Below are 13,734 nucleotides of genomic sequence, written 5' to 3' on the forward strand. Positions count from 1 at the left end.
CGGACTCAGGCCGCCGGGCCTTCGAGTTCGTAGCCCGCCTCGTCAACCGCCGCGCGTACGGCCGACTCGTCCAGCGGTGCCTTGGAGACGACGGTCACCAGACCGGTGGCGGCGGACGCCTGCACCGAGTGCACACCTGGGATCTCCGAGATCTCGGAGGAGACGGCGCCCTCGCAGTGGCCGCAGGTCATACCGCTGACCTTGTACGTGGTGGTGACGTCGCCGACCTGGACGTCGGCGGCACCCGAGTGGCAGGAGCCTTCGGGGGAGCAGCAGGAGCCGTTGGTCGCTTCGGCAGTCATGGCTTTCTCCTTGTTGCGTGTGGTCGCCGTGCTCGAAGTGTTCGCTCTCAGGCACGTATGACGGGGGAACCCGGGAACCCGTGAGTTCACCGGTGTTTCCTGATGTCCGTAACTCTATACCCCTAGGGGGTATCCATGCCAGGTGTTCGCCCTGACCGCGCCGTCGAGCGTGCCGCCGCGCGTCGACCTTGAGGGTTCGGCCACGGGGGCGGAGGCGGGGGAGAGGAGGGCTGTGGGTGTGCTCTCCTTGTGCGGCTGTTGTTGGCTGATGCGCCTGGTTGCGTGGTGCTTCGGCGGTCCCGTACGGTCCTGGATGCTTCGGCGGGCGTGGCGAGCGGCGCTTCTGAAGTGGGCGTCATCGCAGATGAGGCGGCTTGTGGTGTAGTTCGAGGCGGCAGGCAACACGCTGTACGGCAACGGTGTTCGCCTGGTGGCTCACCTCGTGATGGCTGCCGCGGACGCGTCATATCGGCAAGTCTGCGCCGCGCGGTGAAGCGAGCGGTTCAGTCGGCGATTCGACCGGACGGCGTGCCTCCAGGGCGCGCGCATTCGGCGGCATACGGAAACGTCCGCACGTGGTGCCGAGCCGCAAAAGGCGTCGCGGTCGCGAGTGTGCCGGGCCAGGCGGTTGGCGAGACGGGATCGCGCTGCCCGTTGTGGTAGAAAAGCGGCTTATGTCGCAGTCCGCAACGCTCGTATTGATCATGGCGATCGCCGTGGCCGCCCCGCTCCTCGCATACGGCCTCGGCCGCTGGCTGCCCGTGCCACTGGTCATCTTCGAGATCGTGCTGGGCATCCTGATCGGCCCGGACGTCCTCGGCTGGGCGCACCCGGGAGAAGCCGTCAACGTCCTGTCCGACCTCGGACTGGCCACCTTGATGTTCATCGCCGGGTACGAGATCGAGTTCGCCAAGGTGCGCGGCGACACCCTCAAGCGCGCCGGCTGCGCCTGGATCGTCGCGCTCGCCCTCGGCCTGGCCATCGCCTTCGGCTTCGCCGCCGGTGACCTCACCAAGGCGATCGTCGTCGGCACCGCGCTCACCAGTACGGCCCTCGGTACCGTGCTGCCCGTACTGCGCGACTCCGGGGACCTGGGCACCCGCTTCGGCTCGGTGATGATGGCTACCGGGGCGGTCGGCGAGTTCGGACCGATCATCGCGATGGGGCTGCTGCTCAGCGGCCGCAACCCCGGCGAGTCGGCCATCCTGCTCTTCGCCTTCGCGCTGCTGACCGCCGGAGCCGTCTACTGGGCCCTGAAGCCGAGCCCGATGTGGTTCTACCGGATCATCGCGCGCACCCTGCACAGCAGCGGCCAGTTCGCTGTCCGGCTGTTCGTCCTGCTGCTGGCCGTCATGGTCGGCATCTCTCAGGTGTTCGGGCTGGACATTCTGCTGGGCGCGTTCGCGGCCGGAATCATCATGCGGCTCGTACTGCAAGAGGCGGCACCGGACAGCAGTCAGGAAATCCTCGGAAGGCTGGAGGCGATGGGCTTCGGCTTCCTGGTGCCGGTGTTCTTCATCGTCACCGGCGTCGAATTCGACCTGTCGTCCCTCTTCGAGAACGGCCGCTCGCTCCTGCTCCTCCCGCTCTTCCTCGTCCTCCTGCTGGTCGTACGCGGACTCCCGCTCGTCCTGCTCGCACCCCGTGACCTGGGTCGCAAGGACCGCGCGGCGCTGATGCTGTACGGATCGACGGCACTGCCCCTGGTCGTCGCGATCACGACGATCGGCCAGGACAGCGGCGTACTCGACGCGGGGGAAGCGGCGGCCATGGTGGGCGCGGCGATGATCTCCGTACTGGTCTTCCCGCTGGTGGCGATGCGGCTGCGGGCCGGAGCGGAAGGGCTGGCACCGCTGCCGGAAGGGCCGCGGGAGGGGGCTTCGGAGTCCTGGTGAGCGGCTGCGGCCCGCGTCTGTCCTCCGCGCCTCACCACAGCAGATAGACACTGGAGAGCGCGGTGAAGACGAGCACCAGCCGCTCGAAGACCGCCTGGCCGATACGGTGGACAGCGCCCCGCCCGAGGAACGCACCGACCGGCACGGCCAGTACGAGCAGGGCGTCCAGCGCGAGCACATCCGCGTCGATCAGCCCGAGCCCCGTACTGAACGGCACCTTGACCAGGTTGACGATCAGGAAGAACCACGCGGCCGTGCCCAGGAAACCGAGCATCGTGAAACCGGCGGAAAGCAGATAGAGCGACATGGCGGGGCCACCGGCGTTGGCGACCATCGTGCCGAAACCGGCGATCAGCCCGAAGACCAGGACACGGCCGTGCTGGGCGCGAGGAGCCGAGGTGCCGGGGAAGGCCGTGCCGCGGTCCGTACGTGCGCGGTCTTCCGGCGCGCCTACTGCATCTGCCCCGCCGCCGCTCGCCGTACGCGTCCTTCGGCGCTGCCACAAGTGGTGCGCAACAATCGTCAACAGCAGTACGCCGATGGCGCGACGCATGGCTGCGTCGTCGACGTGGGCCACGAACACCGCGCCCAGCAGCACGCCCACGGCCACCGAGGGCAGCAGGCGGAGTAGCGCGGACCAGTCGGCGTGCCGCCGGTAAGCGCTTACCGCCAGCACGTCGCCCACGAGAAGCAGCGGCAGCAGCGCCCCCGTGGATTGTTTCGCGGGCAGTACGGCCGCGAAGACGGAGACGCTGATGGCACCGACGCCGCTGACGGCCGTCTTGGAGACGCCGACGAGCAGGGCGGCCGCCACCAGCGCGCCGAACTGGAGGACGCCCGGGTCGGTCACATGCCAGAAGCGTGGGCACGGACGGCGCCTGAGGAATGCACCGTGTCCGCAGGGCGCGCGACGCCTGAAGTGCGCGAGGCTCCAGCGGCGTGCGCGCCGGCCTCGCCCCCGGCGATACGTACGTCCGCGACCCGCACCGGCTCGCCGGTGCGACGGGAGCGGTCACACGCCTCGGCGATGTACAGCGCCTCCAGGGCTTCGGCGGGCGAACACGGGCTCTCCGCGCGGCCGGCGGCCACGTCCACGAAGGCGCCCAGTTCGGTGACGTACGCGTCGTGGAAGCGTTCCATGAACGTCGTGTACGGGGCGGACCGCTGCCAGGAGACGTGCGGTTCGGCACTCGGCAGCGGGGCACGGTCGTCGAGTCCGACGATTCGCGCCCCCTTGGAGCCGCAGACCTCCAGGCGGACGTCGTGGCCCGCGCCGTTGTAGCGGGTGGCGGTGACGGTGGCCAGCGTGTCGTCGTCGAAGCGCAGCAGTGCGGCGCAGGTGTCCACGTCGTCGCCGTCGGCGAAGAAGGGCGCGCCCCGGTTGGCGCCCTGGGCGTACACGGAGACCACTTCGCGGCCGGTGAGCCAGCGCAGGATGTCGAAGTCGTGGATGCTGCAGTCGCGGAAGAGCCCGCCGGACGTGGGGATGTAGACCGCGGGCGGCGGCGACTGGTCGCTGGTGCAGGCGCGCAGGGTGTGTACCCAGCCGAGGTCGCCCGACCGCAGAGCGTCCCTGGCCGCTTGGTAGCCGCGGTCGAAGCGCCGCTGGAAGCCGATCTGTACGGGGACGGAACCGGACTCGGCGCGTTCCACGACGGCGACCGTGCCGGGAACGTCCAGTGCCACCGGCTTCTCGCAGAAGACCGGCACCTCGGCGTCCAGCGCCTGGTGGATCAGCTCGGCGTGCGCGCTGGTCGCGGCGGTGATCACGACGCCGTCCAGGCCGTCCGCGTACATCTGGGGAAGGGTTTCGGCGGCCTCGACGCCGAGCGTGTCCGCGAGGACGCGGGCGCGGGCGGCGTCGGCATCGGCGACGACGATGCGGTCCACGCCGGGGACGGACTTCAGCGTCTCGGCGTGGAACGCTCCGATGCGTCCGGTGCCGATCAGGCCGATCTTCATGTGGCAACTCCTGTCGTTTGGGGGCGGGGGCGAGAGCCGGGGGAGAACTGGAATGGTCGGAGCGTCGTGGAGAGGCGCGAAGGTGGCGGTGGAACGTTTCCGCACCTGAGCGGCGGATGGGCGAACGGGAACGGGTGAGGCGGTGTCACATCGCTCCGCGGACGCGGCATCGAGATCGGGACCGGGGTCGGGATCGACGACGCTCTCTTGGGCTCCGCCGCAGAGTGCATGTCAGGATGTTTGTATGTCAATACCTGTTGTCAGGGTAGGGCGGAGACAGGCGGGTGCGCAGGCGGCCGGGGGCGTGTCGCGGCGCGAGCCCGTGACGCATGCGCCACGGGCTCGGTCTCGTCTGGCCGGAGTGAGGGTTCGGCCTGTGCTTACGGGTTGGCGAGCTGGGCGGCGTCCGCGTCCTTGCCCGCCCGGATGTCGCGGTCGACGGCGCGCAGGAGGGTGAGGAGCATGCCGTTGAGAGGCGTGGGAATTCCGTGGCGTTCTCCGGCGCGTACCACGGCGCCCGTGATGTGTTCGTGCTCCAGGGGGCGGCCTGCCAAGCGGTCGTAGAGCATCGACGAGCCGCCGTCCGCCGGAACCAGTCCGTACATTTCCAGTACGCGGTCGGTGTCGGCGTCGTGGATGTCCGCGCCCTCGGCCCGCGCCACGGCGGCGGCTTCGCGCAGGATGTCGCGGGTGAGCGCGGCCATGCCGGGATCGGTGAAGATGCCCATGCGCTGCTGGAGGAGGGCGGTGAGCGGGTTGGCCGCGAGGTTGGTGAAAAGCTTTCGCCAGGCGGTCGTCGTGAAGTCCGGCACGGGCACGACCTTGAGGCGGTCCGTGGTGAACAGCTCCGCGAGGCGGGCGGCCGTCGGACCGTCGGGAACGTGAATCTCGTTGCCCGCATAGTGCCGGACGTGCCCGGGGGCGGTGCACTCGGCCGATGCGTAGATGACCGCGGGCAGAATGTCCGTACCGTCGGGGGTGTGCGGGGCGACGCGTTCGGTGTGGTCGATGCCGTTCTGCAGTACGACGACGACCGTGCCGGGGTGACAGAGCCGGTGCAGCCAGCCGGCGGTACCGGCGGTGTCCTGGGCCTTGGTGGTCAGGAACACCCAGTCCGCGGGGCCGGCCGTTTCCGGGTCGACGGCGAAGCGTACGGCGGCGTCGAGGGTTTCGCCGTCCGTTTCGAGCGTGAGCCGGTTCAGCGGAGTGCGCAGGCACAGGGTGACGTCGTGTCCCGCCCGGTGGGCGAGCGTCGCCACGAATCCACCGATGGCGCCGCCGCCGATCACGGCGATGCGGTGGGGTGTGGAGGGTGCGGCTATCGGCGGCATACACCGAGCCTAAGAGGTCGGGTGGCGGTTGCGGAGGCCCCGCGCACTGGCTGCGCGGGGCCCGGTAGGAGGTGGTGTCAGTCCTTGTCGCGGCGCCCGCCGTGGCCGGGGCGCTGGGCGACCCAGGCCCGGATGGTGTCGGCAAACCAGTACGGTCTCCCGCCTTCCACCAGGTCGGGTTGCGGCAGGAGGCCGTGCTTGCGGTAGGAGCGCACGGTGTCCGGCTGGACCCGGATGTGTGCGGCGATCTCCTTGTACGACCAGAGTCTGCGGTCGGTCATAGGTCTTGCACCTCCCTCAGCCGCCCGCAGCGACGGCGGGGGAGCCGACGGAAGAACTGCGCGCGGTCTGGTGATCAGTCAGCCTGTGCCCGGTGAACGACTCTGAGTGAGCAAGGGCGAGGGGCTGTTGATCGGCTGTGACGGAAGACCCGCGTAGTGGTGACAGCTGTGACGTTCGGGGCATCACCGTCACGGGATCCGGAAGATGGGGGAGGTGAGAGGGGATAAGGATGGGGGTAGGGGTGTAGGCCGTCGGCTGCCTTCAGGCTTCCGTTCCTTCGGCCGCTTTTCGCAGTTCGTGTTCCAAGTCCTCCAGGGCCATGCCTTTGGTCTCCGGCGCGTAGCGCTTGCAGAAGAGCAGGGACAGTACGCACATCAGGCCGAAGACCCAGAACGTCACACCCGCGCCCACCGCGTCGAGAAGGACCGGGAAGACCAGCGCCACCGTGAAGTTGACCAGCCACATCACGAACACCGCGGCGCCCATGGCCAGGCCGCGCACCTTGAGCGGGAACATCTCTGCGAGCAGCAGCCAGACACCGGTGTTCAAGGTGGCCTGCATGAAGCCCATGTAGAGGACCATCAGGGCGAGCACGAGACAACTGACGCCGGTGGATTTCGGAAGGTGGAAGGACGCGCCCAGCAAGGCCAGTGAGACGGCCATTCCGGAGAGGCCGGTGAGCAGCATCGGCCGCCGCCCGACCTTGTCGATCAGCGACATCCCGATCGCGGTGGCGATGACGGAGATGGCGCCCACCGCGATGGTGGCGGTGATCGCCGCGTTGGTGCCCAGCCCCGTGGATTGCAGGATCTTGGGCGCGAAGTAGATGACGGCGTTGACTCCGGTGATCTGCTGGACGATCGCCAGCCCGACACCGATGAGGAGGATGCGCCGTACCCAAGGGGTACGCAGTTCCTGCCAGGCGCCGCGCTGCGCCTCGGCTTCCAGCGCACGCGCCTGGTTGATGCGGCTCAGCTCCCCCTCGACCTCGTCGGCGGGCAGCGTGCGCCGCAGCACGCGCGCCGCCTGTTCCGTACGGCCCTTGCTGATGTACCAGCGCGGCGTGTCGGGCAGGAAGAAGAGCCCGGTGAACAGGGCGACCGCGGGCAGCGCCGCGAGACCGAGCATCCAGCGCCAGGCTTCCCACTGGGCGAGGACGGCGTTGATGAGGTACGCCAGCAGCTGGCCGCTGACGATCATCAGGGAGTTGAAGGAGACCAGCCGGCCGCGGATGTGCGGCGGTGCTATCTCCGAGAGGTACAACGGTGTGATCACCGAGGCACTGCCCACCGCCAGGCCCAAGGCGAAGCGCGCCACGACCATGAAGGGAACGGTGGGCGCGAGCGCCACCGCCAGGGCGCCGCCGATGAACACCGCGCCCGCCCACAGCAGCGAGTTTCGCCGGCCCAGCAGGTCCGACATCCGCCCGCCGGCCAGCGATCCGAAGGCCGCGCCGATCAGCAGGGCGCTGGTGATGACGCCCTCGCCGAGCGAGGTGAGACCGAAGTGCCGTTCCATGTAGGGGAGCGCGCCGGAGACGACGCCGGTGTCATAACCGAACAGGGCTCCGCCGAGCGCGGCGATGGCGGCGATGGCGAGGATGAAGCGTTTGGCGTTCCGGCCAGAGGAGGGAGGTGAGGGGGTGGAAGCCGGTGGGGAAGAGGCGTCGGCGGGGGATGCGGATGTACGGACATTTGCGTTGCCCTCCGCGGCCGAACGCGTGGCGTCCGGGCCGCCCGGCCCGCCCGACTCGCGTGCCCCGTCCGCTCCCTCCGCCCCATCTGCGGAGGTCGCCGATCTGCTCGGTGCGGCCATCGTCATCGGCTCCAGTTCTTCTTGACGTACGTGTCGATCTGCTCGCGCATGAAGCGGGCCGACTCCTTCGCGCGCTCCTCCCATGCGAACACGGAGGAGACGAGAGTGCCGTCGAAGCCGTTGGCGGCCAGTTCGCGGAAGAGCTCGTCGAAGTCCACCTCGCCCTGCCCGATGTCCAGGTGCTGGTGGACGCGTACGGCCGAGCCGGGAGGGTTGACGATGTAGCGCAGGCCGGACGAGGCGGTGTGGTCGAAGGTGTCGGCGAGGTGGACCGCGGTGGTCAGCCCGCCGGCGCGCCCGAGGATGCCCGGGGCGTCGTTTCCCTGGTGGAAGGTGTGCGGCGCGCAGTACAGGAAGGAGACCAGTGGGGAATTGATGCCGCGGATCATGTCGACGGCGGCGTGCCCGTCCTCGATGAAGTCGTCCGGGTGCGGTTCGAGCGCGAGCGTGATGCCCTCGCGCTCGAAGACCGGCAGCAGTTCCTCCAGCGACCGCCAGAACTGGCCCTCGCTGCGGTCCGCCCGCTCCGGACGGCCGTTGAACTCCGAGTTCATGGCGTCGACGCCGAGGTCGGCGGTGATCTGGATGGCGCGTTTCCAGTAGCGGACGGCGGCCTGCCGCTCGTCTTCGTCCGGTGAGGACCACTTGTACAGGGGGAGCACGGAGGAGATGCCGACGCCCGCCGCGGACAGTTCCCTGCGGAACCGGCGGACGGTGGCGTCGTCGATGCGCGGGTGGAGGAAGAACGGGTTCACGTCGTCGCGTGGCGACAGCTCGATCCACTCGTAGCCCAGCTCGGCCACCAGGGCGGGGAGTTCGAGCAGCGGTACGTCGCGGAACATGTACGGGTCGAGAGCGATCTTCACGAGGGGGAGACCTTCCGAGGGGGATCTACCGGGGGGATCTACCGGGGGGATCTACCGAGGGGGGACCTACCGAGGGGGGCTTTCTGCGGGGAGCTACCAAGGCCAGGCCTGTTGCCAGACCTGTTGAGGGGAGATCGTTCGAGTGAGGACGCGGGCCGCGGCCCGCGTCCCGGACGGAGGCGGGGCGGAGACGGAACGGAGGCGGGGCGGAGACGGAACGGAGGCGGTACGCGAGCGGCAACTCCGCTCGGTCCGTCCGAACGGCAGCTCGGACACCGACCACCTCGCAAAGGCGGCATACCGGTCACGTCACCAAGACGGCCAACCAGCCGTACGGCAGCACTGCACACCAGCACGGCGCCCCGGCCATAGGGCAGCACGGCACACCGAGAGAGAAGCGAGCCGGCGCGTCAGCCGTAACAAGAGCCGACATGCCGCCCGACGAGCGGAACAGTTCACCGGCCCTGACACAAATCGAACGCAGTCGCAGTCGCAGTCGCAGCCGCAGCCGCAGTCGGAACCGCCCCCCGCGGTAGCAGCCCCAGCCCCCGCCGCGGGCTCAGCGACCAGTCCGTCGTCGTTTCATCCCCGCTGTTTCATCCGCCGTCGTTTCAGCGGTACAGCGCGGGCCGCTCCACCAGCTCGACTTCGACGCGCTCGCCGGTGACCTGGGCCCGTACGCCCGCCTCGCACACGGCGGCCGCCGCGTAGCCGTCCCAGCAGCTCGGACCCTCGACCTGCCCGCGCCGTGTGGCGTCCACCCAGCGCTGTACCTGCCGGTCGTACGCTTCCTCGAAGCGTTCCACGAAGCCCGGGGTGATCGAGCCGCCCCACTTGCCGGCCGCGTTGACGAACACTCCGTGGTCGTCGCCGATCCGGGCGGTGCCGCCCTCGCAGACGGCCTCGCAGCCGACCTGGTAGCCGAAGCCGCAGTTGACGAACAGCTCGGTGTCCACGATCTGCCCGGCCGCGGTCTCGAAGAGGATGAGCTGCGGGTCGCTCAGGCCTTCGGGCGCGTGGCCGGTCGGGGCAGGGCGCAGCACGCGTACGGCGGTGATCTCCTCGTCCAGCAGCCAGCGCGTCACGTCGATCTCGTGGACGACCGAGTCGTGGATCATCATGGCGTTGGTGAAGCCGGGCGGTGTGTCGGCGTTGCGGTGCTTGTTGTGCAGCATCAGGGGACGGCCGTACGCGCCCTGGTCGAGCAGGGCCTTGAGCTTGAGGTAGTCGGCGTCGTACCGGCGCATGAAGCCGACCTGCACCCGTCGGCGCCCCAGCCGCTGTTCGGCTTCCAGGACGCGCAGCGCGGAGGCCGGGTCGGGGGTGAGCGGTTTTTCGCACAGCACCGGGAGGTCGCGCGCGAACGCGGCGAGCAGGGCGTCCTCGTGGGCCGCGCCCGGTGAGGCGATCAGTACGGCGTCGACGCCCGGGTCCGCCATGGCGGCGGCCGGGTCGGTGTGGGGGGTGCAGCCCTCGATGCCGTCGGCGACGCGCTTGGCGCGGTCCGCGTCGATGTCGACGACGGCCGCCACCCGCGCGCCGCTGATGACGTCGTTGAGGCGGCGTACGTGGTCGGCGCCCATGCGGCCGGTGCCGATGACCGCGACGCCGAGTGTTGCGTACTGGCTCATGTGGCAGAACTCCTTGCTCCGTACGGGAGGTTCTCAGGCGCCGCAGGAGCGCAGGAAGCGGCGGGTGCGTCGGGCGATCGGCAGGGGCTGGTCGGCGGGGCAGGGGTACATGTCCTGCTCGACGATGGCGAAGAGGTCCACGTCCAGTTCCTGGGCGGCCTCCAGGACGGGCGGCAGCGCGGGCACGCCGAGCGGCGGTTCGCACATCACGCCCTGCCGGACCGCGGGCCCGAAGGGCGTGCCCTTCGCGACGACGTCGGCGAGGATGTCCGGGTCGACCTGCTTGAGGTGGAGGTAGCCGATCCGTTCGCCGTAGGTCTTGATGAGCTTGACGCTGTCGCCGCCGCAGTACGCGTAGTGCCCGGTGTCCAGGCACAGGTTGACCAGGGACGAGTCGGTGCCGTCGAGGAAGCGCTCGACGTGTTCCTCGGTGTCGATGTGGGTGTCGGCGTGCGGGTGCACGACGATGTCGAGGCCGAATTCCTCGCGTACCTGCTTGCCCAGCCGTTCCATGCCGCTGTTCAGGTGGTGCCACTGTTCGGTGGTCAGTTCGCGCGGCTCCAGTTCCTCGGCGGTCTTGTCGTCGCGCCAGAAGGAGGGGATGACCACGAGGTGTTTGGCGTTCATCGCCCGGGTGAGGGTGGCGACCTCGCTGACGTGTGCCCAGGTCTTGTCCCATACGTCCGGGCCGTGGTGCAGCGAGGTGAAGATGGTGCCGGCCGAGACCTTCAGCTCGCGTTGGCCGAGTTCCGCGTGGAGGACGGCCGGGTCGGTGGGCAGATAGCCGTACGGGCCGAGTTCGATCCATTCGTACTGGGCCTCGGCGACCTCGTCCAGGAAGCGCCGCCAGGGGACCTGCTGGTCGTCGTCGGGGAACCAGACTCCCCAGGAGTCGGGGGCCGATCCGATGCGCAGGCGGTCGAGAACGCGCGGGACGGCATGGGGAACGGACATGCTGCGGCTCTCCTCTCGCCGGTCGACGGTGACCGGGAAGGCGCGGGGCTGGGTTGTGGGGCACAGCCTCCATCCCGGTCAGGAGAGTGTCAAGACTTCGTCCTGACATAAGGACTTAAGGACTTTGTGACTCGGGAGTAGGTCGTGGAGGCGCGTGATGGCCGGGGTGATGGGGCGGTGTCGCGAGTCATCGCCGACGTCAGAATGTAAGGACAAAGTGTTGACAGTGCCTCGGAAGCCCGGTTAGACCTGTGGTCAGCGACGAACCGAAGGGGCGCACATGAGCGAGCCGCGGCAGACCGGAGCCACCGGACGGACCGACGAGGCCGTGATGTCCGGTCATCCGGGCAGCCCGCACGACCCGTACGACCCGCACCCGCAGGACCCGCACGACCCGTACCCGCACGACCCGTACGACCTGATCACCCTCGGCCGCATCGGCGTGGACATCTATCCGCTGCAGACCGGCGTTCCGCTGTCCCGGGTCGAGACGTTCGGGAAGTTCCTCGGCGGCTCGGCCACCAACGTCGCGGTCGCCGCCGCCCGGCTGGGGCGGCGCACCGCGGTCATCAGCCGTACCGGCCGCGATCCCTTCGGCGACTACGTGCACGAAGCGCTGCGCGACTTCGGGGTGGACGACCGCTGGGTGACGCCCGTCGCGGAGTACCCGACGCCCGTCACCTTCTGCGAGATCTTCCCGCCGGACGACTTCCCGCTCTACTTCTACCGCCGCCCCAAGGCCCCCGACCTGGTCATCCACCCCGAGGAACTGGACCGCGACGCCGTACGGGCCGCCCGTATCTTCTGGATGACCGGCACCGGCCTGTGCGAGGAGCCCAGCCGCGGCGCCACCCTCGCCGCGCTGGAGGCCCGCGCCAAAGCGGGCATCACCGTCTTCGACCTGGACTGGCGGCCGATGTTCTGGGGCGGTGAGGGCGGCGCGTCCGGTGACGGCGGTGCCACCGGGGCCGCCGCGATGGCCGCGGCCCGCCCGTACTACGAGGCCGCGCTCGCACACGCGACCGTCGCCGTCGGCAACGTCGACGAGGCCGAGGTCGCCACCGGCGTCCGTGAACCGAAGCGGTGCGCACAGGCACTGCTCGACATGGGCGTCGAACTGGCCGTCATCAAGCAGGGCCCGAAGGGCGTGCTGGCCGTGCATCGCGACGGCCGCACCGCCGAGGTGCCGCCCACGCCCGTGGAGGTCGTCAACGGCCTGGGCGCCGGGGACGCCTTCGGCGGCGCGCTCTGCCACGGACTGCTGTCCGGCTGGGACCTGGAGCCGATGATGCGGTACGCCAACGCCGCCGGCGCGATCGTCGCGTCGCGGCTGGCCTGTTCGTCCGCCATGCCGACGCGCGACGAGGTCGAGGACTTCCTCGCCGCGCGCTGAGCCTCGGGTGCGGACCGGTGGGTGCGGATCGCTGGTTTCGGACCGTCGGGTACGAACCGTCGGGTACGGACCGTCGGGTACGGACCGTCGAGTGCGGACCGCCGTGCGCCCCGCCCCGGCACCACCGGACGACACCGCCCCGGCGCCACCGGACGACATCGCGCCAACGCCACCGAGCGCCCGCCTCAGACACCGCAGGCCCGCCCCGGGCACCGCACGCCCGCCTCAGACACCGCACGCCCGCCCCGGGCACCGCACGCTCGACCCCGTCCACCGAGCGCCCGTCCCGCACACCACACGCCCACCCCGTCCACCGCACGCCCGCCGAGTGCCCGACCGGGCGCCCCGCCCGGCGGCGCCCGTACGAACCCGTCCCACCAGAAGGTGAGAACCGCCTTGACCACTCGGATCTCCGACATCGTGACGCTGCGGGCCCGGCATCCGGAAGCCGTCGCGCAGGCCGCGGCGCGCCGTACCCGCCGCCCCCTGATCGGCGACAGCGGCCGTCTGATGATCGTCGCGGCCGACCATCCGGCGCGCGGCGCGCTCGCCGTCGGCGACCGCGCACTGGCCATGGCCAACCGCGTCGACCTGCTGGAACGGTTGTGCCTGGCACTGTCGCGACCCGGTGTGGACGGCGTGCTCGCCACCGCCGACATCCTGGAGGACCTGCTGCTGCTCGGCGCCCTCGAAGGCAAGGTCGTGATGGGCTCCATGAACCGGGGCGGTATCGCCGGTGCCTCCTTCGAGATGGACGACCGGTTCACCGGCCACCGCCCGCAGGACATCGCCCGGCTCCGCTTCGACGCCGGCAAGCTGCTGCTGCGTATCGACTACGAGGACCCCGGTTCGCTGGCCACCCTGGAGTCCACGGCGCGCGCGATCGACGCCATGGCGGAGCGGGAACTGCCCACTTTCGTGGAGCCGTTCCTCTCGCGCCGGGTGGACGGAAAGGTTGTCAACGACCTGAGCGCGGAGGCCGTCACGAAATCCGTGGCCATCGCCTCCGGGCTGGGCGGCACCTCCGCGTACACCTGGCTGAAGCTGCCGGTGACCGACGACCCCGACGCCATGGCGCAGGTCTGCGAGACCTCGACGCTGCCGACGGTGCTGCTCGGCGGCGACATCAAGGGCACCGCGGCGGACCAGGAAGCGGCGTACGAGAAGTGGCGCAAGGCGCTGCGGCTGCCGACCGTACAGGGACTGGTGGCGGGCCGGTCGCTGCTCTACCCGGCCGACGGGGACGTGACGGCGGCCGTGGACACCGCCGTGTCACTGCTCCAGCGGTGACTGTCAGTGGTCA

Annotated in this window: 12 protein-coding genes; 3 read left to right on the forward strand and 9 right to left on the reverse strand. The window is 70.0% G+C overall.

The window, feature by feature from the left end:
• Window positions 1-5: 5 nt before the first annotated feature.
• On the reverse strand, window positions 6-302 hold the full coding sequence (locus tag CP973_RS07385; protein WP_150238659.1) for a heavy-metal-associated domain-containing protein: 297 nt from the start codon (window positions 300-302) through the stop codon (window positions 6-8).
• Window positions 303-976: 674 nt separating this feature from the next.
• Between CP973_RS07385 and CP973_RS07390 the strand changes: the two genes are divergently transcribed.
• Window positions 977-2,197: a cation:proton antiporter gene (locus tag CP973_RS07390; RefSeq protein ID WP_150238661.1), complete on the forward strand. Its 1,221-nt coding sequence runs from the start codon at window positions 977-979 to the stop codon at window positions 2,195-2,197.
• Between the two features lie 31 nt (window positions 2,198-2,228).
• Here the strand turns inward: CP973_RS07390 and CP973_RS07395 are convergent, their stop codons facing one another.
• From CP973_RS07395 to CP973_RS07430, 8 genes are all read right to left on the reverse strand, one after another.
• Entirely contained in the window at window positions 2,229-3,047 is an 819-nt protein-coding gene (locus CP973_RS07395; protein ID WP_150238663.1) for a sulfite exporter TauE/SafE family protein, read from the reverse strand.
• The gene (locus tag CP973_RS07400) at window positions 3,044-4,159 is read right to left on the reverse strand and encodes a Gfo/Idh/MocA family protein (protein WP_150238665.1); all 1,116 of its coding nucleotides are present in this window, start codon (window positions 4,157-4,159) and stop codon (window positions 3,044-3,046) included. Before CP973_RS07400 ends, CP973_RS07395 begins: the two co-directional genes overlap by 4 nt.
• Window positions 4,160-4,539: 380 nt before the next feature.
• Window positions 4,540-5,490, reverse strand: a complete 951-nt coding sequence (locus CP973_RS07405) for a 2-dehydropantoate 2-reductase (protein ID WP_150238668.1) — start codon at window positions 5,488-5,490, stop codon at window positions 4,540-4,542.
• A 77-nt stretch (window positions 5,491-5,567) separates the two neighbouring features.
• The gene (locus CP973_RS07410; RefSeq protein WP_150238670.1) at window positions 5,568-5,771 is read right to left on the reverse strand and encodes a helix-turn-helix transcriptional regulator; all 204 of its coding nucleotides are present in this window, start codon (window positions 5,769-5,771) and stop codon (window positions 5,568-5,570) included.
• Window positions 5,772-6,033: 262 nt separating this feature from the next.
• Window positions 6,034-7,593, reverse strand: a complete 1,560-nt coding sequence (locus CP973_RS07415; protein WP_150238672.1) for a sugar porter family MFS transporter — start codon at window positions 7,591-7,593, stop codon at window positions 6,034-6,036.
• Window positions 7,590-8,453, reverse strand: a complete 864-nt coding sequence (locus CP973_RS07420; RefSeq protein ID WP_150238673.1) for a sugar phosphate isomerase/epimerase family protein — start codon at window positions 8,451-8,453, stop codon at window positions 7,590-7,592. The genes CP973_RS07415 and CP973_RS07420 overlap by 4 nt, the downstream gene beginning before the upstream one ends.
• Window positions 8,454-9,064: 611 nt before the next feature.
• A complete protein-coding gene (locus CP973_RS07425; RefSeq protein ID WP_150238675.1) occupies window positions 9,065-10,084 on the reverse strand; it encodes a Gfo/Idh/MocA family protein in 1,020 nt (339 codons plus the stop codon).
• A gap of 33 nt (window positions 10,085-10,117) precedes the next feature.
• The gene (locus tag CP973_RS07430; RefSeq protein WP_150238677.1) at window positions 10,118-11,038 is read right to left on the reverse strand and encodes a sugar phosphate isomerase/epimerase family protein; all 921 of its coding nucleotides are present in this window, start codon (window positions 11,036-11,038) and stop codon (window positions 10,118-10,120) included.
• Window positions 11,039-11,318: 280 nt separating this feature from the next.
• On the opposite strand from CP973_RS07430, the gene iolC reads away from it, so the two are divergent.
• The gene (gene iolC / locus CP973_RS07435; protein WP_244409314.1) at window positions 11,319-12,431 is read left to right on the forward strand and encodes a 5-dehydro-2-deoxygluconokinase; all 1,113 of its coding nucleotides are present in this window, start codon (window positions 11,319-11,321) and stop codon (window positions 12,429-12,431) included.
• A 396-nt stretch (window positions 12,432-12,827) separates the two neighbouring features.
• A complete protein-coding gene (locus CP973_RS07440) occupies window positions 12,828-13,721 on the forward strand; it encodes a DUF2218 domain-containing protein (RefSeq protein WP_150238679.1) in 894 nt (297 codons plus the stop codon).
• The last annotated feature ends 13 nt before the right edge of the window (window positions 13,722-13,734 follow it).

The sequence above is a fragment of the Streptomyces albofaciens JCM 4342 genome (assembly GCF_008634025.1).
Classification (GTDB): domain Bacteria; phylum Actinomycetota; class Actinomycetes; order Streptomycetales; family Streptomycetaceae; genus Streptomyces; species Streptomyces albofaciens.